Source organism: Sphingobium sp. Ant17 (genome assembly GCF_000588875.1).
Taxonomy (GTDB): domain Bacteria; phylum Pseudomonadota; class Alphaproteobacteria; order Sphingomonadales; family Sphingomonadaceae; genus Sphingobium.
In genome coordinates, this window is record NZ_JEMV01000024.1 from 17996 (window position 1) to 44194 (window position 26199).

A 26199-nucleotide genomic window follows, 5' to 3' on the forward strand; every position below is an offset into this window, starting at 1 on the left:
GATTCCAGTCAGTCCGCTTCTTCACATTGGCACGGGTTGGAGGTGCTGCCTGGCGACTTTCTTTACGGCGCTGGTCATGGCCTGAATGGCCTGTGCATGGAGACGGGATACTGTCCAGAATAGCGGGACGTCCATTGTGTCTCCCGGCACCAATTCGATCAAGGTACCTGCATGGATGCGCGGTTTTGCCAATGTCTTCGGTTGAAGGCCCCAACCAAGACCGGCGCAGGCGAGATCGAGAAATCCCTGTGTTGATGGAATCCAGTGCGTTGGTGCATTCAGGTCCGTGCCGAAGGCGGCTTTAGCCCACCTTCCCTGAAGCTGGTCTTTCCTGTTGAAGCGCATGACTGGCGCTATGTTAAGACTGTCCCCGTCAATCCCGGTCGGGAAATATCGAGCGACAAAATCCGGGCTGGCACAAGCGACATAGCTGAGCGATCCCACTGCAATCGTCCTGCATCCGGCGACGGGTTCCGGGTCGGATGTGACGACAGCAAGCACTTCTCCGGTCCGCAGACGATCGGCCGTGTGCCCTTCATCCTCAAGCGTCAATTCCACCAGCATCCCGGTCGTTCGGGCAAAGTCCGCCATGGCATATGGAAACCATGTCGCAAGGCTGTCGGCATTGACTGCAATGCTCAGAGATGGGCGGGAGCTATCCTGTATTCCGTTGGCAAAACTCATCGGAAGATCTGCTTCAAGCAGACGCACTTTGTCGAAATGCGCGCATAGCTCCCGGCCCTGCTCTGTCGCCGTACAAGGTTGCCCACGAACGACGAGGGCGATCCCCAACCGCTCTTCAAATCCCCTGACCCGCTGTGAAACCGCCGAGGGGGTGATCTTGAGCAGAGCGGCGGCTTTTTCGAAGCTGCCTTCGCGCACGACGGCGGCGACAGCCGCAAGGGAGGGATAGTCCAACATGATGAAGTATTGCTTCATCAGGATTAGAATAACAAGTTATACTAAACCACGCACATGCTGGATATGGAGAGAATGACTGACATATTCGCTCCCTTTCTCTCCGGCTTCCTGCTGTCCGCCGCATTAATCATGGCGATCGGTGCCCAGAACCTGTTTGTCCTCCGACAGGGGCTCAAGCGCGAGCATGTCGGGCCAGTCGTCCTTTTCTGCGGCAGCGCAGACGCTCTGCTGATAGTGGCGGGCGTTGCAGGCGTCGGTGCCTTCCTGGCAGCTATCCCGCAATTGACGCTCATTTTAACAATCGGCGGTGCGGTCTTTCTGGGCTGGTACGGCGTCAAGGCATTGCGACGCATGGCCGCACCGGAGACTATGGCAGTCACCTCCAACGGCAGCATAAGCCTTGGCGGAGCGATGGCCGCGACGGCTGGCTTCACCTTTCTCAATCCGCATGTCTATCTTGATACGGTCTTGCTGATGGGCGCGGCAGGGTCGGCTCAGCCTGCTGCCCTGCGGCCGATCTTTGTCGCAGGGGCCGTTTCAGCCAGTTTCACATGGTTCGCCGCGCTGGGCTACGGTGCCCGCTTGCTTGTGCCGCTGTTCGCCCGTCCCATGGCCTGGCGCGTGCTGGATGCTATCGTGGGGATCACCATGCTTTCCCTCGCGGCATCGTTGCTGATGCGCACTTTCGGTTGAGGGGTCGCGCCATGTATCGGCCTCCCGCTTTCCGCGAAGATCGCATCGAAGTCCTCCATCAAGCGATCGTCGCCTATCCGATCGCCATACTCGTTACATCGGGAGCTTGCGGCATCAATGCCAATCTCGTTCCTTTCACGCTGCGGTCCGACGCTGGCGAAAGAGGACTGCTGCAAGCACATATAGCGAAGGCAAATTCGCAGCTTGCGGACCTTCGTGCGGGCGCTGAAGCGCTGGTGATCTTTCAGGGACCACAGGCCTATGTATCGCCGTCCTGGTATCCCACCAAGCGGCTGCATGGCAAAGTCGTTCCAACCTGGAATTATGTCATGGTGCAGGCGAGAGGGCGGCCGGTCATCATTGACGATCCCGACTGGCTCAGGATGCAGATCGATGCTCTGACCGGGCAGCAGGAGCAATATCAACCCGAGCCGTGGTCCGTCACTGATGCGCCAGCATCCTATATTGAGGGCCAGCTTAAAGGCATCACCGGCATCGAAATCGCGATCGAACGTATCGAGGGCAAGTGGAAGGCGAGCCAAAACCACCCAGCCGCCAACAAGGCCGGTGTGGTTGATGGATTGATGGCTCAGAACCCGCTCTCACCGATGGCTTTGATCGTGCACAGCCTTGCCGATAGCAAGGCATGAGATCCAAGTCCTTACCGACGAATTACGTCGAATGACACATAGCCCCCATGTACCTCTTCGCTATCCTTTTCCTCTCATCGTCAGGAATGCTGCATGACACGCTGGCCGCTCATTTCTTCCGCCGTTCTACTCGCCATGGTGATGGTCGCGCGTGGAGAAGCCGTACCAACAAAGAAGTCGGCCTGGAATGGCACCGCAGCAGCCGCCTATCTGGACAATCGCCTCAACTGGTGGCGTCAATGGCCCAAGGCTGAGCGGGACCATGGCACACGCTGTGTATCCTGCCACACATCCTTGCCCCATGTCCTTGCCATGCCCTCGCTCCGCAGCCAGTCAGGCAAGCAACAGCGAAGCATCGATGAGATGGCGATGTTCGATGATGTGGTGAAGCGTGTCTATCTTTGGGGTGAGGTAGAGCCTTTCTATCCCGACCAGACACGCGGCGTACCCAAGTCGGCGGAGTCTCGCGGCGTCGAAGCCGTTCTTAACGCGCTGATACTGGCGACGCGGGATCAGGAACGCGGCCATCTTGGACCCGACACGCGACAGGCCTTCGCCAATATGTGGGGCGTGCAGATGAAAGCGGGCGATCAGAAGGGTGGCTTTACCTGGCTCAACTTCCGGCTAGAACCCTTCGAGTCCCCGACAGCAATCTATTGGGGTGCGACATTGGCCGCGCTGGCTGTCGCGCGTGCGCCGGACGGGTATGCCGCCGATCCGGTGGTTGCTCCGCAGGTTGATGCACTTCGCGCTTATCTGCGAACAGGTACGGGCGGCTCGCTTTATTCCCGCGCACTCATCCTGTGGGCTGATAGCCAGCTAGGCGGCGTATTAGCCACGGATCAGCGAAGCAGGATCGTTTCGGAACTAGTCGCCTGCCAACAAGCAGACGGAGGATGGAATTTGCCGAGCCTGTCGAACTGGCAGAGGATCGACGGCTCCAGCCTGCCGCAAGAGAGCGACGGATATGCCACTGCCATAGTAGCGGTCATTCTGCGGGAAGGGGGAGGTCCGACCAGCGCGGCGGCGCTCAAACAGGCACAGGCTTGGCTGGCGGCTCATCAAGGCAATGACGGCTCTGTCACGGCAAAGTCGATCAACAAGGACCGCAAGCCTGAGACGGACGCCTATCTTTTCATGACAGACGAAGCGACCGGCATGGCTGCACTTGCCATGCGCCGTTAGAGATCGGCAGGCATAGGTTGACCTTTGGTCAACTTTCATAGGCCAGATTTCCTTCGCCAAGTGCAGACGTTCGGCTTAGGTCGTGGAGAGTGTCGCCCGTCAACCGCAAGGTGCCGGTACATTTTCGAGACCGCAGAATGAACGGCGGTCGCCATTTCGAGGCTCCTCCATGCTCATTCGCGCCGGCTACAATATCAGTTTCATGACGCAGCAGCCCACGCCGATGCTGGCGGCGCTGAGCGTGCATCCCACACGCAACCGTGATTTGCGCACAGCACAGCGGATCATGACCGACCCCGATATCCCGCTTTACGATTATATCGACATATTCGGAAATATCTGCTCCCGGCTGACACTGCCAATAGGAACCACGACAATCTCCTGCGGCTTCGTGATTGAAGACCCCTTCGAACCGGACATCGTGGCACCAGAGGCGCAACAACTGCCCATCGAGCAGTTACCAGACGATGTGCTTCTCTACTTGCTCGCCACCCGCTATTGTGAAACCGATCGGCTGAGCGAAATCGCCTGGTCGCTTTTTGGCGGAAGGCCCAAGGGGTGGAGCCTGGTGCAGGACATCGTCTCTTTCGTCCATGAATGGATCACCTTCGACTATGGCAAGGCGCATCCCGGCAAATCCGCCTGGGACGCCTACCAGCAGCGGGAGGGCGTTTGCCGCGACTATGCCCATCTCGCCATCACTCTTTGCCGCTGCATGAACGTGCCTGCCCGCTATTGCACGGGCTATATGGGTGACATGGACTTACCCGCGCTGGTGGGCGATATGGACTTCTCCGCCTGGTTCGAGGCCTATATCGGCGGACAGTGGTATGTGTTTGACGCCCGCCACAACCGGCCCCGCCGGGGACGCATACTGATGGCGAGAGGCCGAGACGCGACCGACGCCGCCCTCACCACCAGCTTTGGCACGGCAATTCTCACTCGGTTCGAGATCTACACCGATGAAGACCGGCTCGGACATTTGAAACGCTGAACACGACCCTTCCCGTACATTCAACGATCCACCTGCACCTTCTAAAAGCAGGCATTCGTTTAACGAACACGGGCTTCTGCCAGGCGTTGCATCAACCGGATTTGCGCTTGGTCCTGACCTTGGGAGCAGGCAATTCCTGGGATGTGATACGAACGATCTCGGCAAGCCACTCACGGTCATCCCACTTTTCCGCGTCGATCAGGAGACAGGGCTTTGCACCGGGATATGGAGGGGCTTCTTCCGCATCGGCAGCGAATGCGCGCCCTCTAACCGTGGGCTTTACGAATAGGTGGTCGTCGCAGACCAATGCGACCATTTTCCCATCGCAATAAATGCCGAATTCGCCAAACATCGCCTTGGCTGAAACGGTGCCGCCGCCCGCCATCTGCTCAACAAGAAATTCAACGGTTTTACGATCGGACGCCATAAGGCGATATCGCCGGTCCTGATGAAAAGGTCGAGGGTCAATCGACCCTTCCAAGACGTTCAGCCGCCGATTTCCACTCATCAAGATCAGACAGGCCGCTTTTCCATCTCGCTAACGCAGGATGGCCGACTAGGGTCAGGACTCATTGATTGATCCAGAATATAACGGTCGCGGCGATGCAGATGGCGGACATGAAGGTATGGGCGCAACGATCGTAGCGCGTGTGGATGCGCCGCCAGTCCTTGATCCTGCCGAACATATTCTCGACTTTGTGCCGCTGTCTATAGAGCGCCGTGTCGTGTGGAATGGGCACTTTCCGGTTCCCCTTTGACGGGATGCAGGCCGTGATCTTGCAGTCGGCCAGTGCCGCGCGGAACCAGTCGGCGTCATAGCCCTTGTCGCCCAGCAGGACCTTTGCCTTCGGGAAGGCATCGATCATCAGTGCAGCGCCCTTATAATCGCTCATCTGCCCTTCACTGAGCAGCATGATGAGCGGTCGCCTTTGCCATCGCATACGGCATGTAGCTTGGATTTCAGGCCGCCTTTGGTGCGTCCGATACGTCGGGGAACATCCCCTTTTTAAGCAGGCTTGCCGCCGTCCGGTGTGCTTTCAGGTGGGTTGCATCGATCATCAACTGGTCGGGCTTGCCGCCCTTTGCTGCCAAGCCAGCGAAGATTTTGTTGAACACGCCGAGCCTGCTCCAGCGGATGAAACGATTGTAGATCGTCTTGTGTGGGCCATACTCCTTGGGCGCGTCGCGCCACATCAGCCCGTGCTTGATGACGTAAATGATCCCAGACACTATCCGCCGATCATCCACTCTTGGCACCCCATGAGACAAGGGAAAATACGGCTCGATCCGGCGCATCTGCGCCTCACTCAGCAGAAACGGAACATCCATCGGCAGCGCCTCCTAACGCTGCTATTGAATCAACCCATCACCCAATGCGCAAGCAATTTAACAGGTCCTGACCCTAGCTGACATGAGCATCCGGTCGCTCCAACGAAGGAAACAGCCATCACCTGCGGATCTTTGGGAAGGTTCATCCGGGCCGCTAACTGGCAATCGGCTGTTGACGAGGTGGCCTGTGGATCGAGTAGTATGATATCCCACGGGGCACTATGGGGTTGTCGTCGCGCCGCCGCTATTTGTACCGGTCACGCAATCGCTGTGCGAGAAAGGAACATCAATCGTGACGCCACGTGCCGCCATCCAGCAGATTGCACGCCTGGTTCGGGACGATATCCGCTCGGGCGAACTGTCGCCCCGAGCCCACAGCGTCGGAGATATGTTAGCGGCGCAACCCGAAGCCTTACTGCTGATCGTCGACCTCACCGGTGCCGAAGGGCGCAAGAAGCGCCCTGACGCCACGATGCATCACGCATATTCGTTCATGCTTGGCCAGACTCTCGAGCACCTTCGTCAGCGAAGCGAAGCCGGCAACGGCCATGCGACGATGGCCATAGAGAATGTCAGGGCAGCGATCGCTCAGCAGATGCGTATTGGCAAGCTCGTGCCGACGGCAGCGATGGCCCTTGTCTCTGCGTTTTCACGGGCTGGAATCGAGGTGGGGGAGGATATACGCAGCGCAATGGATCATGCGATGACCCAGACCGGAGCGGGCCAGCATAGTCTCCCGACGCCCGATGTTGACGAGATGTTGAAGGACTTGGTGAAAGCCTGTGAGGGCGATCCCTTCCTGATCCAGAGCCAGTTCGCTGAGTTGATGGCAGCCATGCCTCCCGGGCTGCAACTCAGTCTGTTGGAAGGACTCGTCCTCGCCGACGATTCCAGTCTGCGCGAGGCCGCTATCGGTTGGCTTCTGGCAGACCCTGCGATCGCTACGCCGTTAGCCTCCATGATCGAAGAGACCGCCGGACGAGGGCTTGTAACAGCAACGTCGGTTACGAACCTCATGCTGATCCGCAACTGGGTGTCGGAAGATCGGCGTCGTGCGATCGACGCGATCATCAGATCTGCGCGCACTGTCGGATCGGTGCCGGACAAGCGCCCTGCAATTCAGGTCAGGGAACTTCTGATATCCGAGCGCGATGGAGCGGGAGCCCAAAGCATATTCGCAGCGATCAAGCAGGGCAGAAAGAACGCGCTTGTATCGATACTGATCAAACAGGGCCATGGTGTGCGAGACGCTGGGTAGCGGGCTCGCTAAGCAGGCTCGAGATCGAAGACATGCTTGACCATATGGCGTCCGAGATGTCGGTCCATGAAACGACAGCCGAAGATACAGCCTTAATCCTGAGCAGCGCCCTGGCGGACGGCCCGCATGACTCAACACCACCGTTTGGCCTCGTTCAGGCTATCATGCTTATCGGGCTTTCGGATGTCGCGCCCAAATTTGTCTCGGTGGATGATCTTGTTGCCTCGATGCTTACGGGCGCCGACGCAGCTGTAACCGATGCCAAGGCGGTAGACAGGGCAGTGCGCGCCTCGGGCCGGTGGCTGGCGACTAACCCTCAGCTCGATTCCTGGTTTGAGAATGGCGACGACGTTGCCGCAGCGATCAAAGGCAAGCGCAAGATCGAAGACCGGATCGTTGCGATTATCGAGACGGTGCTGGAACCGAAGCGGGCCTATTGGGCCAATGTCGTCGCTTGGAGTGCATTCGCACAGCGAGGTGACGGCCACGGTTCAGATTGGATCGAAATGGCGCTCGTCGCTCGTGAGATGGCTTCGGAACGACCTCTGAGCGAGATTCCACTAGCGCGCTTCATCGCCGTGCAAACGGCGGAAGCTGCCCGGGCATCATCAGCGAATTAATTCGGCGCCGGATACGCCATGCGGAACCTGCTGGTCGGCTATTGGGAATCTCTTACAACCGGCTAGGGCGCGTAGCTGACGTCCCGCCGTCGACCCTTTGTGGTCCTTCCCGATCGCTTTTTCATTCCCGGTAAGCGGACATAGGCCAACGTGCGATTGTCGGCTTCTCCACGTCCGAAAGGTTGGACGATCCGGCAAGTCCGCTTCCCGGCGGCAAACTGGCTGGAGCGGTCGTTCGTTCAACTAGAGGGCGCGCCGCACTTAGTGCGGAAGAAGACAGCAGTATCGCGCAATCTTGCAGCCAAGAAGCATGACTTAAGCCCCTTTCGCATTTGTACAGGTCAAACTTTGGATCTCATTTCCCTTGAAGTACAAGCTTTGCTTGGATCAACCGGAATATCTCCGCCTGATAGCGAGCATCGGCCAAGGCATCGTGGGTGCCGGTGAGGGTCGGCGATACTTTCTGCGCGATCCGGCTCGACCGGGTGTCCGCCCAGGAACAGCCCGTAGCTCCCATATACATCGCTTTGATATCGAGCGCAGTGAAGCCGAACGGGTTCTCCCCGAGGAAGCGATGGAAATAGTAATTGATAAACGACCAGTCGAAGGGAGCGTTGAATCCGACGAATATGACGGTCGCATCATCGCCGCCCAGATCACCCAGCCATTGCGCGAATTTCTTCATGGCTAGGCGGGGATCATCCCCGGTCTGCGCCAGCGTCTCCAGCGAGAGCCCGGTCACTTCGAGAGCCTTGGGATCGAACTTTATCGCCGACCGGCTTCAGTTCACAGGCAAAACGCCTCTTCCGGTGCAAAGACCGAGCAGGCGCCGATCGAAAGCAGGCTGTATTCGCCGGGGATCGGTCCCGCCGTTTCCACGTCCACCGATACGAATATCTCGCGCTTGTCGCTCATGAGATCAGTGGCTCCGTCGGCACGAGAGAGGGACGATTGCGGATCGCATTCCAATGCTCGCGAAAAGCACGCTTGCGATCCTCTGCGCTACCGCTGACCTTCCAGTGGAGACCGGAGAAGGTTGTGATGTCGAACGGCAGGCTGGCACCTTCACGCACCATGACCATGGTGGGCAGGCAGCGACCAAGGGCATAGCCCAGTTCCAGGAAGCAGTTGGGCCGCGCTCCAGTGATGTCGGCCAGGACGATGCTGCTGCGGTGCAGCTTGGCGAATATCTCCTGATCGATGCGGGCATGCTCATAGGCTTGCCGTCCGTCGATGATGACCAGGCGATAGCCCAGTTCATCCTCGATAACCGGCTTTACAACCAGATCGAAAAAGGTCTGCACATCTTCATAATCGTCGAGATCAGGATTAAGCAGTCGGACCGCGAACGCTTTTGGTCGTTCCAACGCCTCTAACAGATCGACCAGTGCCGCTATGCGGTCCGGGATCTTCTGCCGGCTTGGAAAGCCGACCCGGTTGATCCAGTCATGAGCATCGCCATCGTCCGCAATCTGGAACAGGCGGCGGGTCTGACTGCTGGCCAGACCAAAATTGTAGAGCCGCCGCGCGCCCTTCGTCTCAGCGCAGAGCGGGAGGTTGAGCGGCACGATCGGCTTGGCCACGCTGCCAGAGATATGGATGCGGCGTCCGAACAGCGGGGAGCGCGCCATCACTTGTCCTCCATGACAGGCGAAGCATGAAGCGTCGCGGCAACCGAAAGCAGATCGTCGAAACACAAGGCGCGATCCGGATAGGCCTGGGCCAGCGCCGTTGGATAGAGCCGCGTGCGGATATCGGAATAGGTCCAGGGCGGGCGCCCCTCCTGTGCGGCCGTCGCCCGCACCAGTTGGGCAATCTGGGCCGCCCCCGCATCAAGGCCGGCCAGATCCATCTGGAAGAGTTGCCCGCGCTCCTGGTCCGATGGGCGGCGGAACTCCTCGATGATGGCGGCACGGCGCCGCAGCGCGGCGTCGAGAACGGACAGACGGTTGGTGCACAGAATCACAACGATCCGGCCGCCATATTGGCGCAGGTCATCCACGCCCTGAATGAGCGTGTTGACAGCCACCTTGTCTTCATGATGGCTGTGATCCTGCGATCGGGAAGCGCCGAGCTGTCGCCTTCATCGATGATGAGGATCGCGCGCCGGCTCTTACCCGCCGCCTGGACGACCTTGTGGAAGGCCTCGGTGATGAGGCTCCCCATTTCGCCGACCATGCCATTGCCGCGTACCCGGTTCGACAGCTTGAACAGCATCGAATCCGAACTTCTCGACTCCGCGACAAGGCGGTTGGCGATACATTCCGCCGTCGCCGTCTTGCCGGTGCCGACGTCCCCGTGGAAAATCACCAGCGGATATTGCTCGGCGACCAGATCGCACAGGGCAAGCTTGCCGCCATGCTTTTGACGGTTCCAGTCGCCCAGGGCGCTGACGTTAAGCAATAGGCGGAGTTGGTCGTGAACGCGGGTGTAACGGACATCGAACCCCAACAACCGCTTCTCGCGCGCAGCCAGCACATCGCTGGGGAGCGCGACTTCGCTATCGAAGATACTCGGCTGGCTCATGCGGCCCAATCCTTGCGCTGCATGCCATAGGCACTGCTGACATAGTTGCGCCCACCCGACGAACTCAGGCTGGAATGGCTAGTGTCGTCATATGACGTGGTCCAACCAATCTTCAGCTTGCCGCTGGTGGCCCGGCGAGCTTCGTCGGTATAGGCAGGGGTGTAGCTGATGACGATCCGCAGCGTCGCACCCGACAGGCGGGGCCAGAGCACGCCGCCGGGGCGGCTCGTGGTCAGGCCGCCGGCATCGGTGTCGACATTGAAGCGGACGGCCTTCTTCTCGACCCCGTATTGGAGCAAGGTGAGATCGACCCAGGCGAGATACCCTGCCTTGGCCAGCACCTCGATGTCATGGGCATAGTTGGCCGCTTCCGCAGCCGTCCATGTGCCGGTGCTGTCGGCGATCATCGTGAGATCTGCCTTCACCCGCCGCACGACATTCTCAACATCGGTCGTCGTATAGGTGGCGGATGCGGTTCGCGTCTGGCTCATGGTCAATCCTCCACCTTGAAGCCGGGACCGAAGAGTTCCTTCCAGACCCCATTGTCATTTTCAGCGGAAGCGAAGTTCGCAGTCTCCCACGCTTCCTGGGCCGCAGCGACGATCTCCTTGCGCTCAGCCTCCGAAATCCGGCTGGTCACATTGTTGAGGCTGTAGACCGGATCGAGGATCACGACCGGGTCCGAAAATGACCCGAACGGTGCGGTGTTCTCAGGGAAGCTGATCTGGTCTTTGAGGCCCGATTGGGCGATATAGAGAAGGAAGTTGCGGAAGCGCTGCTCGACGCTGCCCGCCTTGCCCTGCGTTGCCAGAACATGCGCCATGATCAGTTCAATGGCGAAAGACTTGAGCGGCTTGATCTCCGCATAGTTGCGCCACTTCTTCGCCATTCGGACCAGGGTGCGGAAATCGCCGTCCTGATTCTTGCGATCGCGAACGAACTGAATCTGGCACGCGCGCAGGTCTGGACCTTCGAGCCGTCATGGATGTCATACTGCCAGCCATAGCCTGCCCGCGTCGCATCTTCGATCACCGGCACGATGTCGACGCTGAGCCCCGAACCAACAAATTTCACCGTGGCGGCCTTGCGCTGAATCTCGAAATCCTCGACCGATTTGGTCGGATAAATCTTGATCAACAGATTGTAGATCGTGGCGCTGAGGCTATCGAGGGTTTCCTTGGTCACGTCGCGGCCAGTGATGTAGAACACCACGTCGACGTCTACCGGATCGGACGCCGTCTTGCGAAGAATCGTGTATTTCGCGAACGACCCCGCTTTCACGACCTTGGTGATCTTGATTTCGGTTTTGTCGCGGACACTCTTGCACAGCTCGGTGATCAGCCGATCAACCTGCGCGTGATACTCTTTCCGCTTATCCGCGGGCAAGCGCAGCACATTGCTGTCATAGTATCGCAATTCCGTGTTACTCAAAGCCATCGCCCCACCCTTTCCGGTTTGCATTCTCAACCGGAATGGGACCGGCCCCTTGCAACACGCTCCGGTTTACAGAAATCCGGGTTAGCGCAGCATTAAGCCTAATCTGGGTGCTGTTTACCGCTTTTCAAGAGGTTTTGGTTTACAAAAGTGTTCCTATATCGCATTTATGGAAACCGACCTGTTGCGGTCGTCAAGGAGGCCATCATGATCGGAAACAAGCTAAAGGTCGCGAGGTCGGCATCCGGCATGTCGCTACGGGCGCTTGCCGATGCCATGGGCAGCATCGTCTCCGCTCAGGCCGTCGGCAAGTATGAACGCAACGAAGATATGCCGAGTTCTCGCGTACTGATCGCCCTTGCGAAAGCGCTCTCTGTCTCCGAGGAATATCTACTGAACGAGGACGAGCTGTCGCTGGAAGGCGTGGATTTTCGTAAGAAGGTCGGCACGTCGTCCCGTGAGGAAGCCACGCTCGAAGCGCGCGCCATTCACATGCTTGAACGCTATCTCGCGGTCGAGGACATGCTCCAGATGCGCAGCGTCGAATGGGAACAGCCGCGAAGCGCGCCGCATCCCGTGTCAGATATTCGGGATGCGGAAGATGCGGCCCGTTCCGTTCGGGACGATTGGGGGCTGGGTAACGACCCCATCCCGCAACTCGCGGAGCTGCTCGAAGAGCGCGGCATCAAGGTGCTCTCACTCGATCTTGATGATGTGGACGGGCTTGCCGCCAAGGTCCGGCGCAAGGGCAGCGATGCGGCGCGCGTCATTGTCATCAAGCAGAGCTCCTGGTCGGAACGCAAGCGCTTCAATCTGGCGCATGAGCTTGGTCATATGGTCATCGCTCCCTCTGGCGGTGTCGACGAGGAGAAGGCCGCACATCGCTTCGCTGGCGCGTTTCTGATGCCGGCGGACGTGCTCCGTGCCGAAGTGGGCGCCCATCGATCCTCGATCAGCATCGGCGAACTGGTGGCGCTCAAGCGACTGTTCGGTGTCAGCATCCAGGCCCTGGCGTATCGCTGCAAGGATCTTGGCATCATCAACCAGGCGGCCTGCGCCCGTCTGTTCAAGGTTTTTGCGGAGCGTGGCTGGCGGACCTCACCATTCGAGGAACCGGAAAGCATGAAGCCGGAACTGGAAGAACCTCGTCGTTTCGAGCGCCTATGCTTTCGGGCCTTGGCCGAAGGCGTGATCGGAGAGTCGCGGGCCGCCGAGCTACTCGGCATTTCCGTGCGCGAACTCGATCGACGACTGGATCAGGTGGCGGCCTGATCCGTGACGGTTCTGGTTTCCGACACTTCGGTCATCATCGACCTCGAACGGGCGGACCTTCTCGATGAGATGTTCCTGCTGCCGTTTGAGTTCGCGGTGCCTGATCTCCTTTACATCCGCGAACTGGAAGGGGAACTCGGAGACAGGCTGATGGCGCTCGGGCTGCGCGTCGAGGAACTTACAGTTTCCGAACTGCGGCGCGCGACCGGCGTCATATCGATCCGTCCCTATCGGTCGCGTCATCCGGGTCCGACAGCAATGGCGATGGTATGTCATACTGGCCCGGATATTCGAACATTCCGGCCGTGTGCCGGGCCACCTATCTCGACTGGCTGGCCGGTGGCCGCCGCGATGCGACCGTCAATCCCGGCTATATGTTCCTCTTCTTCTACGGCCTGGAGCGCCGCTTTCTGGTCGACCAGCCACCAGAAGACGAAAAACGGGAGATCGTTGCCGAGGTGGAGCGTCTCAAGGCCGTCTTTGCCCAGAACTATTCGGTGCAGAGATATCTTGGCGAGTTTCTGGACATTGCCCGCATCATGGCGATGGGCGGGCTGTCGTTGGATGATCCGGCACTCAAGCAGTCCATCCTCGACAATCGCAGCTGGGAGCTGCCCTTTTCCCTGAAATTTGCGCTCGGGGGAATGATTGCCGAAGGGAAGGCGTTCGATGCGGAATGGCTGCATCTTTGGCTGATGTGCCATCCAGAGCGCCGCCTTCGCACGCCGGCTGAACGCTGCAGCGAAGAGTTCAAGGCGCTCTTCAGATTGAAGTTCAACGCACTCTATCCCGATGGCCTGAAGGTGCGAACGCCGCGCAAGCAGCTCGCGATGAACTACCGCGCCGCGTCGAGCGAATTCAGTTGTTCTGTCAATCTCACAGCGGGCGAAGGCAAAGACATCGCAGTCCCCGACGTCTCCGATCTTCGCTCGCCCATCCAGAAAGCGCAGAAGATTGCGGATGAGGCGATGGATGAGCTCGATAAGTTCAGCCGCTACCTTGGGCGCAATGCGGACGGCAGGGGATCGATTGAGGCACAGGCGCTGCTTCCTGCCCGATTGTGGGGATTGTTCCCTTCCGCAGAGTTGGAAGGCCTCAGGGAATGGGCGCGTGAGCGAGTGGCAGCTGGCGGTCTCGTCCCGGCGCTCGAGGTGGTTTCTCGTCTGGAGGGCAGTTCTCCCGAGAAGCTTGGCAAACGCCAGTTAACCGGCGCGGCCGATGCGCTCGCCCGCATCGGCTTCGGCATGGCGCCCGATCCGAGATTCTCGCTGCGCGCGCCCAGGATCGACGAACCGGTCGTGATGTTCGATCTCGGCGAGACGGTCGAGCAACTCGAAACAGTCTCGCCTGCCTATCGTGCGGCCTTGTTCGAACTGGCGTTGGCGACCTTCGTTGCACATTCGGACAGCAAGATCGTCGAAGCGGAACGCCGAGCATTGCGCGATAAGGTCGAAGCGATCAGCGGCATCGGCGATCCCGAGAGAAAGCGTCTCCATGCCAATCTGACTTGGTATCTGGAGGTTGCTCCTGACATGTCGTGGCTGCGCAGCAGATTGAAGGAAGTGGATGCCGAGCACCATCTCACGCTGCGTGCGGCGGTTGTCGTGATTGCCCATGCCGATAGCATCATCCGATCCGAGGAGGTCGCTTGCATCGAGAAGATCTACAAGGCGTTGGGGATCGATGCTGGCCTCGTATATGCAGATCTTCATGCTGGCGATGCCCCCGATGGACCGGTACGGGTCAGGGCAGCCGAACCGGAGGCGCCAGGCGAACGAATTCCTGCCGAACCTCAATCAAGGGGCGGTGCGCTCAATGCGGCGCGCATCGCTGCGATCCGCAGCGATACCGAGCGCGTTTCGAATGTCCTGGGCGAGATATTCGCAGCAGACGACGATGCGGGCGACGGGGCGCCGCGCGAACATGCGCTTCCAACGGCATTGCCAGGCCTCGACAGCAAACATGCGGATCTGGTGACACTTCTCATCCAGCGCGACCATTGGACGCTGCGAGGCTTCGCTGACATCGCCGGAGAACAGGGCCTGCTGCCGTCCGGCGCTCTGGAAGCTATCAATGAGTGGGCCTTCCAGAAGTTCGAAGAAGCGTTGCTTGACGAATATGATGGCTATGACGTGTCGCCGGATATCGCGGGAGCGTTGCGGGCCGAAATGGCGAAGGAGGATAGTTGATGTCGAAATTGAAGCCGCGCGAGCGTGATGCGATCGTTCAGGCATTGCGCGCGGGCGTGGTTCCGAAGCTGGGGCTTCGTCACATTCAGGTCGGTCGCGCTCGTGAGATTGAGGAACTCGTCAAGGATATGGACCGGATCGCCGACGGAGGTTCCGCGATCCGGTTCATCATTGGCGAATATGGGTCGGGCAAGACCTTCTTCATGAATCTCATACGCCTTGTGGCGCTGGAAAAGGGGCTGGTCGTGATGTTTGCCGATCTGGCTCCTGACCGGAGGATCCATGCCACAGGCGGCCAGGCGCGGGGCCTGTATGCCGAAATGGCGCGGAATCTCGCGACGAGAACCAAGCCGGATGGCGGCGCGCTTACCAATGTCGTCGAGCGTTTCGTCAGCCAGGCCCAGCACGATGCCGAGGCGAAAGACCAGCCGACGGTAGACATCATTCGCCAGCGCCTGGCCCATTTTGAGGAACTGACCGGAGGCTTCGACTTCGCGCAGGTCATACGCCGCTATTGGGAAGGGCAAGAAACAGGTGACGAAGAACTCAAGTCGGCCGCGATCCGCTGGCTGCGCGGGGAATTCGCCACCAGAACCGACGCGCGCAAGGCTCTTGGGGTTCGCACGATCGTCGATGACGCCAGCGTCTACGACCAGCTGAAGCTGATGTCGGCGTTTGTTTGCGAAGCGGGTTATAAGGGGCTGCTCGTTGGTCTCGACGAGATGGTCAACCTCTACAAATTGACCTCATCGCAGGCACGCAACGCCAATTACGAGCAGATCCTGCGCATTTTGAATGACGTCCTGCAGGGTAGTGCGGAAAATCTCGGTTTCCTCATGGGCGGAACGCCCGAATTCCTGATGAACACCCGCCGTGGACTCTACAGCTATGAAGCGTTGCAATCGCGTCTGGCCGAGAACAGCTTCGCCCGCGAGGGTCTCGTGGACCTCTCCGGCCCCGTCATTCGCCTTGCGAGCCTGACGCCTGAAGATCTGTTCGTGCTGCTAGCCAATATCCGCGCCGTTATGCAGTGCGAAGGCGCGTGTCTGCCGGATGATGCCCTGGAGGCGTTTATGGTCCATTGCTCGGACAGGATCGGCGAGGCCTATTTCCGGACACCACGCAACACCGTTACCGCCTTTGTGAACCTCCTCGCGGTTCTCGAGCAAAACCCCGGTGTTGAATGGTCCGATCTCATCGGCACGCTCGACGTCACCCAGGATGATGGTGACGATATGAGCGATGTCGATGAGACTGTCGGCGCGGCTCCAGCGGCGGATGAGCTTGCCAGCTTCCGGCTGTGAGCACCGCCTTCGACAAGCTTGCCAGACCGATCCAGAAGTGGATTCGCGAGCAGGACTGGCGTGAACTGCGCGATATCCAAGCACGCGCAACGCACGTGCTCATGGACAGTGACGCTGACCTCATCGTTGCCGCCAGCACGGCAGGCGGAAAGACCGAGGCCGCGTTTCTTCCGCTGCTTTCTCAAGTGTTCAATGATCCATCCGAACTCTCTGGCTTTGACATTCTCTATGTCGCACCGTTGAAGGCGCTCATCACTGATCAAGCGCGGCGGCTGGACGATGTCTGCCGCGAGACCGAACTACCGGTCATCCCCTGGCACGGCGACGTACCATCTTCGGTCAAAGCCCGTGCCCTTAGGCATCCCAGAGGCGTACTGCTGATCACGCCGGAATCGCTCGAAGCCCTCTTCATTCGCCGAGGACTGGAGATACCGCGACTGTTCGGCGCGACACGAGCGGTGATCCTTGACGAACTGCATTCCGTGCTCGACAGTGAGCGCGGCATTCAGATGCGCTCGCTGCTCGCGCGCCTCGAGCAGTCACTAAACCGCCCGATCCGCCGTGTCGGTCTCTCGGCTACGCTCGGGGACATGGAACTGGCAAAGGCCTATCTCCGCCCAGACAATCCCGAGAACGTCGAGACAGTGATCGCCACAAGCGGTTCGGCGGAGCTGCAACTCCAGTTGCGCGGCTATGTGGCCGGGGACAAGGATGACGATGCACCATCGGCAACCGACGCCATTTCCCTTCATCTCTTCGGACATCTCAGGGGCAGTGACAATCTGGTGTTTGCAGGCGCGCGCCAGACAGTCGAAATCTATTCGGATCGATTGCGGACCTTGTGCGAGAAGGAGCATCTGCCGCAGGAATTCTACCCCCATCATGCGAGCCTATCCCGCGACCATCGCGATTTCGTGGAACGGCGGCTGAAGGATGGCAATGCGCCAACCACGGCGATCTGCACTTCGACGCTTGAACTCGGTATCGACATCGGTGATGTGACCTGTGTCGGGCAAATCGGCGCCCCTTTCAGCGTGGCCTCGCTCCGGCAGAGGCTGGGCCGGTCAGGGCGACGCCCGGGCAAGCCTGCCATTCTCAGGCAATATGTCGTCGAGGCAAAGCTGACCCCGACGAGCAACTTTTCCGACCGATTGCGCCTTGGCCTGGTGCGGGCCACTGCGATGATCGAACTGCTGCTGGAAGGCTGGTGCGAGCCGCCACAGCGCGGCGCGCTGCACCTCTCGACGCTTGTCCATCAGATTCTGTCGGTGATCGCGGAGCGCGGCGGCGTTCGCGCACAACAGCTTTACGGAATGCTGTGCCAGAAGGGACCGTTTCGACAGGTCGACACCCAACTCTTTCTCGATGTCCTGCGGGCGCTCGGCCAGCCTGAAACAGCGCTGATCGAGCAGGCCGACGATGGCTTGCTGCTCCTCGGCGCAAAGGGCGAGAGGCTGGTCGAGCATTACAGCTTCTATGCGGTCTTCCAGACGCCCGAGGAGTACCGCCTGATATCCGGGGGGAAGGAGCTTGGCACCTTGCCAATCGACAATCTGATAACTCCGGGAATGCTGCTCATCTTCTCAGGACGCCGCTGGCTGATCCTGGAGGTCCTCGACCGAGACCGCATCATCATGGTTTCACCGGCCAAAGCCGGGGTCCCCCCGCTTTTCGGGGGGGACCCGGGGAATATCCATGACCGGGTGATCGAAAGAATGTTCGATATACTCGAGAGCCGCCACCGCCCGATTTACATGGATGCAACAGCGCTGGAATTACTTGAGGAAGCTCAATGTCAATACGCCCACCTGTGCTTCGACCCTGGTCGCATTGCGCATCTTGGCGACAAGGCCGCAGTCCTCGCCACGAAAACAGGCTCGGTTCGTACCACAACGCTGGCCCTTGCCCTGCGCGCTAGCGGATTTACGATTCAGACACACGATGGCTTACTTGAAGTCTTTGGAAACGACGAAACGCCTCCGCTCATCGAGGCGCTTTCAGCAATGGCGAGCGGCAAGCCTTTAGATCTGTTCGGCCATTCGCCGAACCTGCTATTTGAGAAGTTCCATCCCCACCTTACCGAAGGGTTGCTGCAGAAAGATGCGCTTTCAGCGCGGTTAGACCCTGACGGATTGGCTGAACTTTCCCGCTCAATCCTGAGGTGAACGAAAGGCCGCTATCAGGGATCGTGTTCTAGCGGATTGAATGGCGGCTTTGTTGGCGGCAGCGGCGATCGGTATTTCCAAGCCGGAATGTCCGTTATCCCATTATCAGTGCTCGGAACCTGACTGTCGCGAATGTCCCATCCTTGGTCATTCCGCTGTAGAATTCTTTGCGCAGATAACAGTCTAAGAGCGTCAATGGGCTGCCTTTTCGCGAAGTTTCGCGACATGGGCTGTGCATATGGAATGTGTCATCCGGCCGAGGATCTCTACCCTCTCAGCCAGCCAGTTCAGTTCTTCCAGATCGATCTGATAATGCTTAGAATAGCGCGCCTTCACATAGGCGTCCTTCAGCTTCTGAAACATTGCGCGTTCCTTGCGTAAGCCCCGAGGCCAAACATCGAAAAGCGCGGGGTTTCTACCTTCGGCCTGTAGTCGGAGGAAGGCGATATTGTGATCGTACGGGGTGTAAAATGTCAGCGTTAAAAGGATAGCCTGATAGAGAGCTTCGGCTGTACGATGGAGTAAGAAGGCCGCTTGCTTTTTGAAGTCTCGCTCGATTGCCACTTTGGCCAGCTCAAAATTACTCATCGCATCAGGAAAATATTCGTCGAAATAGTCCTGCGCGGCTGTTGCTGCTTCCGACGGCGTCTTGGGCTTGGGCTTGGCCAGTTCGCGATCGTCGGCCTCGTAGAGGGCGATGCCCTGTTCGGCGATTTCCATGAAGAAGACCCGGCCATGGCTGAGGCCCTGGTTCACTTGCTGGAGTGAGTGGACGATGAAATGCACTGGCGTATTGATGCGCTTCTCGATCAGATAGGCGTCGATGAGGCGCTGCTCTGCGACCGACCAATAGGCCGCGACGTCGGCCAGTTCCTTCTGGTTGACGATGACCAGGATATCCATGTCGGATTTATACTGATTGGCATCGAAGGGCGCATCGATCCAATCGCCCCGGGCATAGGAACCGAACAGGATGATCTTGAGGATGCGGGCCGACTTCTTGCGGCCGGTCGCATTCTCGGTTGCCTCCCGAAACTCGGCGAACAAGATGCGCACAACCTCTTCGAGTTCGCGCTGCTTGGCTGCTGGGAGGTGGTCAAGGTCGGTACGCATCACTGATGTCCAATGAGGTGGATCGCGTCCTTGCCCCCGGCCACCCCGTTTGGCGTCAGGCGGCGGTCGAACGTCGCGAGCTTGCCTCTGTTGGCGACCGCAAGGGCAAGGAGATAGGTGTCGGTCACCTGCGCTGACGTCAGGATCTGGCTTGCATCGACATGGTCTGCGGTCAGCAGGCTGATATCGTCCGGCCAGAAACTGTGACCAGGAAGCCTACACATCTGGGCCATGATCGTCGCGACCTCGGCTGGAGAACCCGGCGTTGCGGGATTGACCAGGGGGCAACGCCAGACCGGATCGCAAAACCTGTTCGATCCTTCCGACAATCTGGAATCCGACTATGCCCACGATGCGCTCGTTCAATGGTTCCATCTCCTCTATGAGGGCAAACTCCGCAGCGTCTCGCTCGCTGATTTCCAGGAGATGACGGGCCTTGAGCTTTGCCACGAAGGCGGGGAACTTCTGGAACGTCTGCCGCCCATTCATCGCTGGCTCAACCGCATATTGGCACTCCGGATCGCAACGCAGAATAGCATATTCGAGGAGTTTCTGGGGTTGGTCGAGGACCGCGTCGAAGCGGCGCGCGCTGCCGGCACGCTTGACCTGGGCATTGAAACCATCCGCGCCGAGAAAGTGGTTCTGCTTTCCGACCGGCTGCTGCGCACCGATCCTGTAATCGGCGCCGAGACACGGCTTTTGCGTCTGGAACTGCACCGGCGGCCATCGATCACCAACTGGGCCGCGTTGCAGCTTATTTGCAAGAACACGGACAATATTGTCTGGCTCCGCAATGCCCGGTCCGGCCGGGTCGCACTGTGCATGCCGACATGGCCGGGAACCGCGACGCTATCTGACGACTGAAGATGACCAGCAGCTCTTTTCGATCGAAAGCATTAGGGAACTGGGAAGCATCGTGGCAATCGAAAATGACTACCAGCTTGCACGCCAGAACCCGCCGCCGCTGGTGCTCATCGATGAAGAACCAATCGATGAAGCAATGATGGAGCCGGTCCATGGCTGACCATTATGTTCAAGCTTCCTTCGCCTTCACCTGCATGGCACGTGAAGCTGCGTTGATCGAGGAGGCGTGGCAGCACGCGTCCGACCTGTTGGGTGATTTTGCCCCGGGGGAACCGAGCGCTGAATTCCTCGCCGCCTTGATGCCGACCGATCTCGCCAATCCGTTCAACGGCTTGCTTGAAATCTTCGATGATCCGGACTTCCCGCATTTCGGGGCTGAGATCGAGATTGCGGGTGCAGCCGAGTGCATCGTCGCCATCTATGGCACGACCTACTTCCAGCCTGGTCCGATTGCTGAACTCATCCGGCGCTGTTGCCAGGAGAGCTTGCAGACCGCGCCTGTTGGGTTCGACTGGAGCTATGGCTGTTCGCGCCCACGTCGCGACAGTTTTGGTGGAGGATGGTGCGCGATATTTGCCGATCATGTCGAATTTGCCAGCACCCAGGAAGAGCTGGCGCGCCGTTTGGTCCGATCTGCAGTGGCGCCACCGGCGGAGCCGCCTGATCCATGGATCGACTATCCACAATATCCCTCGGCCGATTGGCAGGCCGAGGTCGCCAACGGCGACACGCGTCTTGGCTATCTCGACTGGGCTCTTGCCCGAAATGAAGCAGACCACAGCGAGCCTGCCTCAATGGAAATGCCGCCGGCCTGACGCACTCGCCCCTCCAAATCTGATCGAACCATAAGGATGACATCATGACCGACGCTAACGCGCCGGGCGCGTCCGCGCGCCTGTATAGCCAGACTGACCATGACGAACGCGGCAATTTCCATTATGAAGGCGATCTCTATCGCGCCGGCGAAGCGTTGCCATCGCTTGCCTCCCGGATCGATCGCCACCTCGCCCAGCATTTTACCGGCACCAGCTTTGCGATCCGCACCGAGGCATTTGCGGGCGGACGCAAAGTCATCGCGGAAATCCTCGATACACCTGACGACCTCACCGGCCGTGAAGCGCAGGACGCCTTCATCGGCAAGGTGCGGGATCAGATGGAACGGTTCGGGTTCACGCGGACCAATCCCTTGCAGGATTTCTGGTCATGCAGTTTCTACGGTGAGGTCCGCATCGGCCAGGCCTATTGGGCGGCATTGGCAAAACGTCAGGGTATCCGCAATCCCGTCGATACGGTCCTATCACTGGCGGCGTTCAAGAAGCGCGTAAAAGCAGGTGATCGGCTGAAGCTTCTGGACGCGCCGTCTGGTCATCGACTGCTTGGAACGACCCGCGACATCACCAAAGTGCGCTCGGGCGACCTGATCCTCGAAGGTCGTTCCTACCTGTCCTTTCCCAGGGCCTCTGCCTTCGCCTGCGACGGCCGTCTGATCCGGATCGCCATCGGCTCGCAATATGGTCCTGACGATCATCTGCTCTACGAATGGCTAAGGGCTTCCTGAGCGCCATTTCCTATGGTGATCGCGCTTGTCGAGGCCATGCGCGATAACGGGCATAATTATCAGCGGCACCTTCATGTGACAGCGATCGATGTCGATCCGCGAGCGATCCACATGGCCTATGTTCAACTCTCACTGCTTCATATTCCAGCCCATCTCATGGTCGGAAACGCCTTGTCGGGCGAGATACAGGACCATTGGTTCGCCCCGGCGCATATATTGGGGGGATGGACCGCTCGGTTCGCCCTTCGCCAACGTCGTGAACCCGTGGCTGAGACCGCCCAACGCGCGACCATCGCGACCGGCCCGACATCACCATCGCAAGGCGCCGTTCCGCCATCGCACGAGCCAGGGGCATCGCAGCGATCGATGCCGCGACAGTTGAGCCTATTCTGACATTCTCGCGCCTCACATCATAGGAGATTGGCATGTCCCGACATGTCCATATCGACGCTCTGGGCCGGATTCCGTCTGGCACAGCAATCATAACTTTGGCCATCTGCGGACCGCGCGGCGGATTACGCGCCGTCGAGGATATTTCGATCGATGAAGCCGAGAAAATGGTGACGCAACTTCAGGCTGCGGTCGCTCATGCTCGAGCCGGGGCCGCCATCGCTCCAGTCGATCGCTTCATGCAGGACGTCATCGACCGGCTCGCCGATCAGGGGCTCGCGCTCGATCCTTCCTTCCGTACATGGTGTGCCGACAATCATGGCCTGCTCAGTCCACGACAGGCGGCTGAACGCTGGTGCTGCTGGCATGTTGCCTGACCGATCCTGCCCGTCGAGATGATGGTCGGTTTCGGCAGTGAACAGGCCGCGTTGCTGCGCCAGCTTCCGCCCGGCGAATTCTTCGCCTTTGGCCCCGCGCTCGCGGCAACGCCGGTGCTGGCGAAGATCGATACCACGATCACTCCCCATATCGGGCGCACGCCCGATCTCGTCGCTGCCGCCGATCTTGATGCCGATGAAAGCCGGACCCTGCTTGATCTTGACGCCCTGCGCGAGGTCATGCCGACAAAGGGCGATCGGGTGACGATGCGAGGCCAACGTGCGCTCGACGCCTTCCTCCTCGATCCCGCCGCCCCCGCCGCAGCACGGATTGTCGGCGCACTGGGCAGCATAGCGCCCAACGCCACCACGGCGGACGATCTGGTGCGGCACCTTGCCCTGCCTGCGAACGATATCGATGCCGGGCTCGACCTGCTCGCCGCGATCGGTGCGTCCGACACGATGCCGCGCGGCGATACGCGGATCGCGCGGCTGTCGGCCCGGTTGCGCCTGCGTGTCGTCGATACGCCCGTCATCGGCCTGGTCTGAACGGAGAGTGCCATGAAAGAGACAAGCTTCGATCTCGACGCTGATATCGTCGAACTCACCCCGTTCGTCCCTGACCAGCAAACGGGTACAACCGCGCCACTTGCCGAGCTGGCTTTCCGTGCCGACGCATGGCTCCCCGATGAAATACAGCGCCTGCGGGCCGCCTTCGCCGATGACTGCACGCTAGAGGAGATTGCCACAATGCTGGGCCGATCTCGTGCCAGCATCGCCACGCGCATCTATGATCTTGGCCTTCGCCGAAACTCGCGGCGATCCTGGATCGCGTGGGAGGATGAGGAACTGGCGCGCTGCTATACGCATGAACCAACCGCAACACTGGCCGCCCGCCTAGGCCGCGGTGTGAGCGCCCTTTATGCCCGTGCCCAACTGCTCGGTCTCTCCGAAACGGGATCGCCGCCCTATAGCGGTTGGGAAGATGCACAGATTCGCGCCGGGTACGCAAAGGGTGTTCCCGTCGCCCAGATTGCCAGCCTCATCGGCCGTCCCTTCGCTGGCGTCATCTCCCGCGCTTCGGCGCTGGGTCTGCGCCATGCCTGCCAGCCGGACGACTGGAGCGACGCGGAAATGGCTCGCGCACTCACACTCGCGGCCACAGGCGTGCCCTATGTCGTCATTGCCAGGGCGCTCGCTTCTGAGGGATTTCCGGCCCGGAACAGTCGCAGCCTTGGCCAACGCCTTCGCAAACTGGGTTACGGCAGAGGATGGGGCAGGCCGTGGAYCATCGAGGAAGACGAGCTGCTGCGCCACGCCTACGCTACCGGGGCGAGCCTTACGCCCCTGCGGGAGCGGCTTGGCCGCAGCCCGCATTCCATCCGCTGGCGTGCAGAGGCGCTTGGCTTGCGCGGCACGCATGTCCGCCGCGACGGGTTTCGGCAGGGACCTGTCTGGACGGCCGGGGAAGAAGGCCGGTTGCGAGCGGATTATGGCAAAGTCCCGACACGGGAACTTGCCCAGGACCTTGGTCGGGGCGTGCGCGCTGTCCTCTATCATGCCAATCGCCTGGGGCTGGTGCATGGCTTCATGCGCGCGTTCAGTACGGACGAGGATTGCGCCATCCGCAACGCCTGGACCCATGGCGTCTCGATGGTCGATGTCGCCCAGGCGCTCGGCCGCGATCCGGCCGTCATTGGTAAGCATGCCGCGCGCATCGGCTGCCGGTTCAATGATCCGGCCAGGCCCGTCCGAGGCCCCAGGACCCGGCGGGCAAATCGCACACCCGTCACGCTTCAAAGCCTGCTTGCACTTGAATCCGCTGAGGCGGTCGATGCCGACCGGTCAATCGCTACCTGAACCTATTCCAGCATGGAGGCCATGATGCCCTCGTCCGATCTGCCCGCCCGGTTGTCACCTTGCCGGCACCGCTTATGCTCATTCGATCACGCCTATAAAATCGCAATCAACCTTCGGCGGGACACGGGCATCCCACATTATGTCATTCGCGGGATCGTGCCCCTTCAGGCCTATCGGGTAACGACAAGGCCGCCGGTTTGGCCGGAACGCTGGCTGGCGATGGCGGCATGAACGCGGGCAAGCGTGCGCCCGTCGTCGCGGCATGGGGGGCGGGCACGAACTCGACCGCGATGATCATCGAACTTGTCCGTCGGGGCGAAATCCCTGACATGACTTTGTTGGCGGCAATGCCCGAGCAGCCCCACACCCGCCGGCTTATCCCTGTCTTCCGTCAGTGGATGGACGATCATGGCGTTCCCAATGAGATCGTCGAATATCAGCCCAGGTTCTTCAAGCACTGGCCGCCTTACACCTCGCTTCTCGATGCCTGTTTAACCAATGGCACATTGCCATCGATCGCATTCGGGCAGCATAGTTGTTCGGCGCGGCATAAAATTTCCCCGCAGGACAAATGGGTCAAGGCATGCCTGCGGCACAGCATGCCTGGGCCAATGGCCAGAAGGTCGTCCGGCTCATTGGTTATGACTGCTCGACCCGTGACAATCAGCGTTACGCCCATCGCGAAGGGCATATTTCAGACCTTTATGAATACCGATATCCATTGCGGGATTGGGGCTTCACGCGTGAAAATTGCGAGCGTGTCATAGCGCAAGAGGACTTGCCGGCCTTTCATAAAAGCTCGTGTTTCTTTTGTACCGCCATGCAGGTGTCGGAGGTGCGAGCGCTGCCGCGCGAGGAATTGCGCCTCATCGTCCTTCTCGAAGCGCGTGCTGCACCGCGCCTGCGCACGATAGAAGGACTATGGCGCAAATCGACCCGGAAGCGCCCCGGATCGATGACGGCCTTCATTCGGGCCGAGGGACTGCTCGATCCTGCCGATATTGACGAGATCGTAGCCAACGCACCGCTCGATCTTCTCGAATTCCAGCGTGCGGCCGCCGCTGTTCCGATCGAACGCCGTGCCCATATTGGCACATGGATCGAACGCTTCAATGCCGGACAGGCCTGCTCCTCATTGCCTGCCAATGCGATCAATGTCGCCGAGGATTCCGCCATGCGGTCCGCCGCCATCAGCTGATCGCTCGCGAGACTGGAAACGCACCGATCCGTGCCGGTCATCGCAAGGCCGTCGGTTCTGCCTGTAGGGACCGCCCGATCTCGCCTCGCGCTCTGCTACCGCTACCCGCTCGACCCTGGCGCCAACGCGGCTACCGCCACGCCTCCAGCCTCATCCCCCAATTCAACGTGGCCGTCGCCTGCTCGTCTGCATTCGGGCCTCGTTGTGCTGCAGGTTTGCGCAGAATTTTGGGCTGGCAGGGCGTTGCGGGTGGAGGGGACGGGGAAGCGTCGCGCCGGAGGATGTGGAGCGCTGTTCTC

30 protein-coding genes and 2 pseudogenes are annotated in these 26199 nt (G+C 59.8%); 19 read left to right on the top strand and 13 right to left on the bottom strand.

Annotated elements, in window-relative coordinates; genetic code table 11:
• Positions 1-21 precede the first annotated feature (21 nt).
• Positions 22-921 carry a LysR family transcriptional regulator ArgP gene (locus tag BF95_RS12240; RefSeq protein WP_043151724.1) on the bottom strand — a complete coding sequence of 300 codons (900 nt, stop codon included), beginning with the start codon at positions 919-921 and terminating at the stop codon, positions 22-24.
• A 72-nt stretch (positions 922-993) separates the two neighbouring features.
• On the opposite strand from BF95_RS12240, the gene BF95_RS12245 reads away from it, so the two are divergent.
• The 4 genes from BF95_RS12245 to BF95_RS12265 all read left to right on the top strand — a co-directional run bounded on the left by BF95_RS12245 (position 994) and on the right by BF95_RS12265 (position 4443).
• Positions 994-1614: a LysE/ArgO family amino acid transporter gene (locus BF95_RS12245; protein WP_043151725.1), complete on the top strand. Its 621-nt coding sequence runs from the start codon at positions 994-996 to the stop codon at positions 1612-1614.
• Between the two features lie 11 nt (positions 1615-1625).
• The gene (locus BF95_RS12250) at positions 1626-2264 is read left to right on the top strand and encodes an FMN-binding negative transcriptional regulator (RefSeq protein ID WP_043151682.1); all 639 of its coding nucleotides are present in this window, start codon (positions 1626-1628) and stop codon (positions 2262-2264) included.
• Positions 2265-2357: 93 nt separating this feature from the next.
• Positions 2358-3449: a hypothetical protein gene (locus BF95_RS29120; RefSeq protein WP_235209705.1), complete on the top strand. Its 1092-nt coding sequence runs from the start codon at positions 2358-2360 to the stop codon at positions 3447-3449.
• Between the two features lie 169 nt (positions 3450-3618).
• Positions 3619-4443, top strand: a complete 825-nt coding sequence (locus BF95_RS12265; RefSeq protein WP_043151683.1) for a transglutaminase-like domain-containing protein — start codon at positions 3619-3621, stop codon at positions 4441-4443.
• Positions 4444-4534: 91 nt separating this feature from the next.
• Here the strand turns inward: BF95_RS12265 and BF95_RS12270 are convergent, their stop codons facing one another.
• From BF95_RS12270 to BF95_RS29130, 3 genes are all read right to left on the bottom strand, one after another.
• A complete protein-coding gene (locus tag BF95_RS12270; protein ID WP_043151684.1) occupies positions 4535-4870 on the bottom strand; it encodes a TfoX/Sxy family protein in 336 nt (111 codons plus the stop codon).
• 142 nt (positions 4871-5012) lie between these two features.
• Positions 5013-5384, bottom strand: coding sequence for an IS5 family transposase (locus tag BF95_RS29125; RefSeq protein ID WP_235209706.1), 372 nt, complete (start codon positions 5382-5384; stop codon positions 5013-5015).
• A 19-nt stretch (positions 5385-5403) separates the two neighbouring features.
• Complete coding sequence (locus BF95_RS29130; RefSeq protein WP_235209707.1) at positions 5404-5739, bottom strand: transposase; 336 nt, start codon at positions 5737-5739, stop codon at positions 5404-5406.
• Positions 5740-6064: 325 nt separating this feature from the next.
• On the opposite strand from BF95_RS29130, the gene BF95_RS29135 reads away from it, so the two are divergent.
• Entirely contained in the window at positions 6065-7030 is a 966-nt protein-coding gene (locus BF95_RS29135) for a hypothetical protein (protein WP_235209708.1), read from the top strand.
• 32 nt (positions 7031-7062) lie between these two features.
• Entirely contained in the window at positions 7063-7650 is a 588-nt protein-coding gene (locus tag BF95_RS29140) for a hypothetical protein (protein WP_235209709.1), read from the top strand.
• Between the two features lie 355 nt (positions 7651-8005).
• On the opposite strand, the gene BF95_RS12290 is transcribed toward BF95_RS29140, so the two are convergent.
• The 7 genes and pseudogenes from BF95_RS12290 to BF95_RS29150 form a co-directional block, all read right to left on the bottom strand.
• On the bottom strand, positions 8006-8392 hold the full coding sequence (locus tag BF95_RS12290) for a 3'-5' exonuclease (protein ID WP_235209710.1): 387 nt from the start codon (positions 8390-8392) through the stop codon (positions 8006-8008).
• 44 nt (positions 8393-8436) lie between these two features.
• Complete coding sequence (locus tag BF95_RS30345) at positions 8437-8565, bottom strand: hypothetical protein (RefSeq protein ID WP_268747167.1); 129 nt, start codon at positions 8563-8565, stop codon at positions 8437-8439.
• Complete coding sequence (locus BF95_RS12295) at positions 8562-9281, bottom strand: hypothetical protein (RefSeq protein WP_200866954.1); 720 nt, start codon at positions 9279-9281, stop codon at positions 8562-8564. Before BF95_RS12295 ends, BF95_RS30345 begins: the two co-directional genes overlap by 4 nt.
• Positions 9281-10176 (bottom strand): annotated as a pseudogene (locus BF95_RS12300) (AAA family ATPase). The gene BF95_RS12295 and the pseudogene BF95_RS12300 overlap by 1 nt, the downstream one beginning before the upstream one ends.
• Positions 10173-10667 carry an HORMA-1 domain-containing protein gene (locus BF95_RS12305; protein ID WP_200866955.1) on the bottom strand — a complete coding sequence of 165 codons (495 nt, stop codon included), beginning with the start codon at positions 10665-10667 and terminating at the stop codon, positions 10173-10175. The pseudogene BF95_RS12300 and the gene BF95_RS12305 overlap by 4 nt, the downstream one beginning before the upstream one ends.
• 2 nt (positions 10668-10669) lie before the next feature.
• On the bottom strand, positions 10670-10999 hold the full coding sequence (locus tag BF95_RS29145; protein WP_235209711.1) for a hypothetical protein: 330 nt from the start codon (positions 10997-10999) through the stop codon (positions 10670-10672).
• 2 nt (positions 11000-11001) lie between these two features.
• Positions 11002-11571: a nucleotidyltransferase domain-containing protein gene (locus tag BF95_RS29150; RefSeq protein WP_235209712.1), complete on the bottom strand. Its 570-nt coding sequence runs from the start codon at positions 11569-11571 to the stop codon at positions 11002-11004.
• Between the two features lie 246 nt (positions 11572-11817).
• Between BF95_RS29150 and BF95_RS12315 the strand changes: the two genes are divergently transcribed.
• The 4 genes from BF95_RS12315 to BF95_RS12335 all read left to right on the top strand — a co-directional run bounded on the left by BF95_RS12315 (position 11818) and on the right by BF95_RS12335 (position 18540).
• A complete protein-coding gene (locus BF95_RS12315; protein WP_043151729.1) occupies positions 11818-12882 on the top strand; it encodes an XRE family transcriptional regulator in 1065 nt (354 codons plus the stop codon).
• A gap of 215 nt (positions 12883-13097) precedes the next feature.
• A complete protein-coding gene (locus BF95_RS12325; RefSeq protein WP_235209719.1) occupies positions 13098-15071 on the top strand; it encodes a tellurite resistance TerB family protein in 1974 nt (657 codons plus the stop codon).
• Complete coding sequence (locus BF95_RS12330) at positions 15071-16375, top strand: ATP-binding protein (protein WP_043151689.1); 1305 nt, start codon at positions 15071-15073, stop codon at positions 16373-16375. The genes BF95_RS12325 and BF95_RS12330 overlap by 1 nt, the downstream gene beginning before the upstream one ends.
• A complete protein-coding gene (locus BF95_RS12335) occupies positions 16372-18540 on the top strand; it encodes a DEAD/DEAH box helicase (RefSeq protein ID WP_043151690.1) in 2169 nt (722 codons plus the stop codon). The genes BF95_RS12330 and BF95_RS12335 overlap by 4 nt, the downstream gene beginning before the upstream one ends.
• 192 nt (positions 18541-18732) lie before the next feature.
• Here BF95_RS12335 and BF95_RS12340 read toward each other — a convergent pair whose 3' ends face one another.
• Positions 18733-19653, bottom strand: coding sequence for a nucleotidyltransferase and HEPN domain-containing protein (locus tag BF95_RS12340; RefSeq protein WP_043151692.1), 921 nt, complete (start codon positions 19651-19653; stop codon positions 18733-18735).
• Positions 19653-19877, bottom strand: a complete 225-nt coding sequence (locus tag BF95_RS12345) for a hypothetical protein (protein WP_152542691.1) — start codon at positions 19875-19877, stop codon at positions 19653-19655. Before BF95_RS12345 ends, BF95_RS12340 begins: the two co-directional genes overlap by 1 nt.
• A gap of 46 nt (positions 19878-19923) precedes the next feature.
• Between BF95_RS12345 and BF95_RS26420 the strand changes: the two are divergent.
• The 9 genes and pseudogenes from BF95_RS26420 to BF95_RS29165 all read left to right on the top strand — a co-directional run.
• A pseudogene (locus BF95_RS26420) lies at positions 19924-20493 on the top strand (strawberry notch C-terminal domain-containing protein); the annotation flags it as partial.
• A gap of 176 nt (positions 20494-20669) precedes the next feature.
• Positions 20670-21332, top strand: coding sequence for a hypothetical protein (locus BF95_RS12355; protein ID WP_043151693.1), 663 nt, complete (start codon positions 20670-20672; stop codon positions 21330-21332).
• Positions 21333-21376: 44 nt separating this feature from the next.
• A complete protein-coding gene (locus tag BF95_RS12360; RefSeq protein WP_043151695.1) occupies positions 21377-22075 on the top strand; it encodes a hypothetical protein in 699 nt (232 codons plus the stop codon).
• Between the two features lie 12 nt (positions 22076-22087).
• Positions 22088-22468, top strand: a complete 381-nt coding sequence (locus BF95_RS29155) for a hypothetical protein (protein ID WP_043151696.1) — start codon at positions 22088-22090, stop codon at positions 22466-22468.
• A 32-nt stretch (positions 22469-22500) separates the two neighbouring features.
• Positions 22501-22842 (top strand): hypothetical protein, encoded by a 342-nt coding sequence (locus tag BF95_RS27380; RefSeq protein WP_141249581.1) that lies wholly within the window; start codon positions 22501-22503, stop codon positions 22840-22842.
• A gap of 18 nt (positions 22843-22860) precedes the next feature.
• Complete coding sequence (locus BF95_RS12375) at positions 22861-23391, top strand: hypothetical protein (RefSeq protein ID WP_235209714.1); 531 nt, start codon at positions 22861-22863, stop codon at positions 23389-23391.
• A 12-nt stretch (positions 23392-23403) separates the two neighbouring features.
• The gene (locus BF95_RS12380) at positions 23404-24702 is read left to right on the top strand and encodes a hypothetical protein (protein ID WP_043151700.1); all 1299 of its coding nucleotides are present in this window, start codon (positions 23404-23406) and stop codon (positions 24700-24702) included.
• Positions 24703-24899: 197 nt separating this feature from the next.
• On the top strand, positions 24900-25469 hold the full coding sequence (locus BF95_RS29160; protein ID WP_235209715.1) for a hypothetical protein: 570 nt from the start codon (positions 24900-24902) through the stop codon (positions 25467-25469).
• Between the two features lie 68 nt (positions 25470-25537).
• Positions 25538-25900: a hypothetical protein gene (locus BF95_RS29165; protein WP_235209716.1), complete on the top strand. Its 363-nt coding sequence runs from the start codon at positions 25538-25540 to the stop codon at positions 25898-25900.
• Positions 25901-26199 lie beyond the last annotated feature (299 nt).

Excerpts from the sequence above, each read along its gene's own strand:
- BF95_RS30345 (WP_268747167.1), bottom strand. The coding sequence starts at position 8,565 with ATGAGCGACAAGCGCGAGATATTCGTATCGGTGGACGTGGAAACGGCG.
- BF95_RS29155 (WP_043151696.1), top strand. The coding sequence starts at position 22,088 with ATGGTGATCGCGCTTGTCGAGGCCATGCGCGATAACGGGCATAATTAT.
- BF95_RS29145 (WP_235209711.1), bottom strand. The coding sequence starts at position 10,999 with ATGGCGCATGTTCTGGCAACGCAGGGCAAGGCGGGCAGCGTCGAGCAG.
- BF95_RS12345 (WP_152542691.1), bottom strand. The coding sequence starts at position 19,877 with ATGTGTAGGCTTCCTGGTCACAGTTTCTGGCCGGACGATATCAGCCTG.
- BF95_RS12315 (WP_043151729.1), top strand. The coding sequence starts at position 11,818 with ATGATCGGAAACAAGCTAAAGGTCGCGAGGTCGGCATCCGGCATGTCG.
- BF95_RS12330 (WP_043151689.1), top strand. The coding sequence starts at position 15,071 with ATGTCGAAATTGAAGCCGCGCGAGCGTGATGCGATCGTTCAGGCATTG.
- BF95_RS12375 (WP_235209714.1), top strand. The coding sequence starts at position 22,861 with ATGATGGTCGGTTTCGGCAGTGAACAGGCCGCGTTGCTGCGCCAGCTT.
- BF95_RS29140 (WP_235209709.1), top strand. The coding sequence starts at position 7,063 with ATGCTTGACCATATGGCGTCCGAGATGTCGGTCCATGAAACGACAGCC.
- BF95_RS12295 (WP_200866954.1), bottom strand. The coding sequence starts at position 9,281 with ATGGCGCGCTCCCCGCTGTTCGGACGCCGCATCCATATCTCTGGCAGC.
- BF95_RS12270 (WP_043151684.1), bottom strand. The coding sequence starts at position 4,870 with ATGGCGTCCGATCGTAAAACCGTTGAATTTCTTGTTGAGCAGATGGCG.
- BF95_RS29120 (WP_235209705.1), top strand. The coding sequence starts at position 2,358 with ATGACACGCTGGCCGCTCATTTCTTCCGCCGTTCTACTCGCCATGGTG.
- BF95_RS12250 (WP_043151682.1), top strand. The coding sequence starts at position 1,626 with ATGTATCGGCCTCCCGCTTTCCGCGAAGATCGCATCGAAGTCCTCCAT.
- BF95_RS29125 (WP_235209706.1), bottom strand. The coding sequence starts at position 5,384 with ATGCGATGGCAAAGGCGACCGCTCATCATGCTGCTCAGTGAAGGGCAG.
- BF95_RS27380 (WP_141249581.1), top strand. The coding sequence starts at position 22,501 with ATGTCCCGACATGTCCATATCGACGCTCTGGGCCGGATTCCGTCTGGC.
- BF95_RS12340 (WP_043151692.1), bottom strand. The coding sequence starts at position 19,653 with ATGCGTACCGACCTTGACCACCTCCCAGCAGCCAAGCAGCGCGAACTC.
- BF95_RS12305 (WP_200866955.1), bottom strand. The coding sequence starts at position 10,667 with ATGAGCCAGACGCGAACCGCATCCGCCACCTATACGACGACCGATGTT.
- BF95_RS29130 (WP_235209707.1), bottom strand. The coding sequence starts at position 5,739 with ATGCGCCGGATCGAGCCGTATTTTCCCTTGTCTCATGGGGTGCCAAGA.
- BF95_RS12355 (WP_043151693.1), top strand. The coding sequence starts at position 20,670 with ATGGCTGACCATTATGTTCAAGCTTCCTTCGCCTTCACCTGCATGGCA.
- BF95_RS12245 (WP_043151725.1), top strand. The coding sequence starts at position 994 with ATGACTGACATATTCGCTCCCTTTCTCTCCGGCTTCCTGCTGTCCGCC.
- BF95_RS12240 (WP_043151724.1), bottom strand. The coding sequence starts at position 921 with ATGTTGGACTATCCCTCCCTTGCGGCTGTCGCCGCCGTCGTGCGCGAA.
- BF95_RS12360 (WP_043151695.1), top strand. The coding sequence starts at position 21,377 with ATGACCGACGCTAACGCGCCGGGCGCGTCCGCGCGCCTGTATAGCCAG.
- BF95_RS12265 (WP_043151683.1), top strand. The coding sequence starts at position 3,619 with ATGCTCATTCGCGCCGGCTACAATATCAGTTTCATGACGCAGCAGCCC.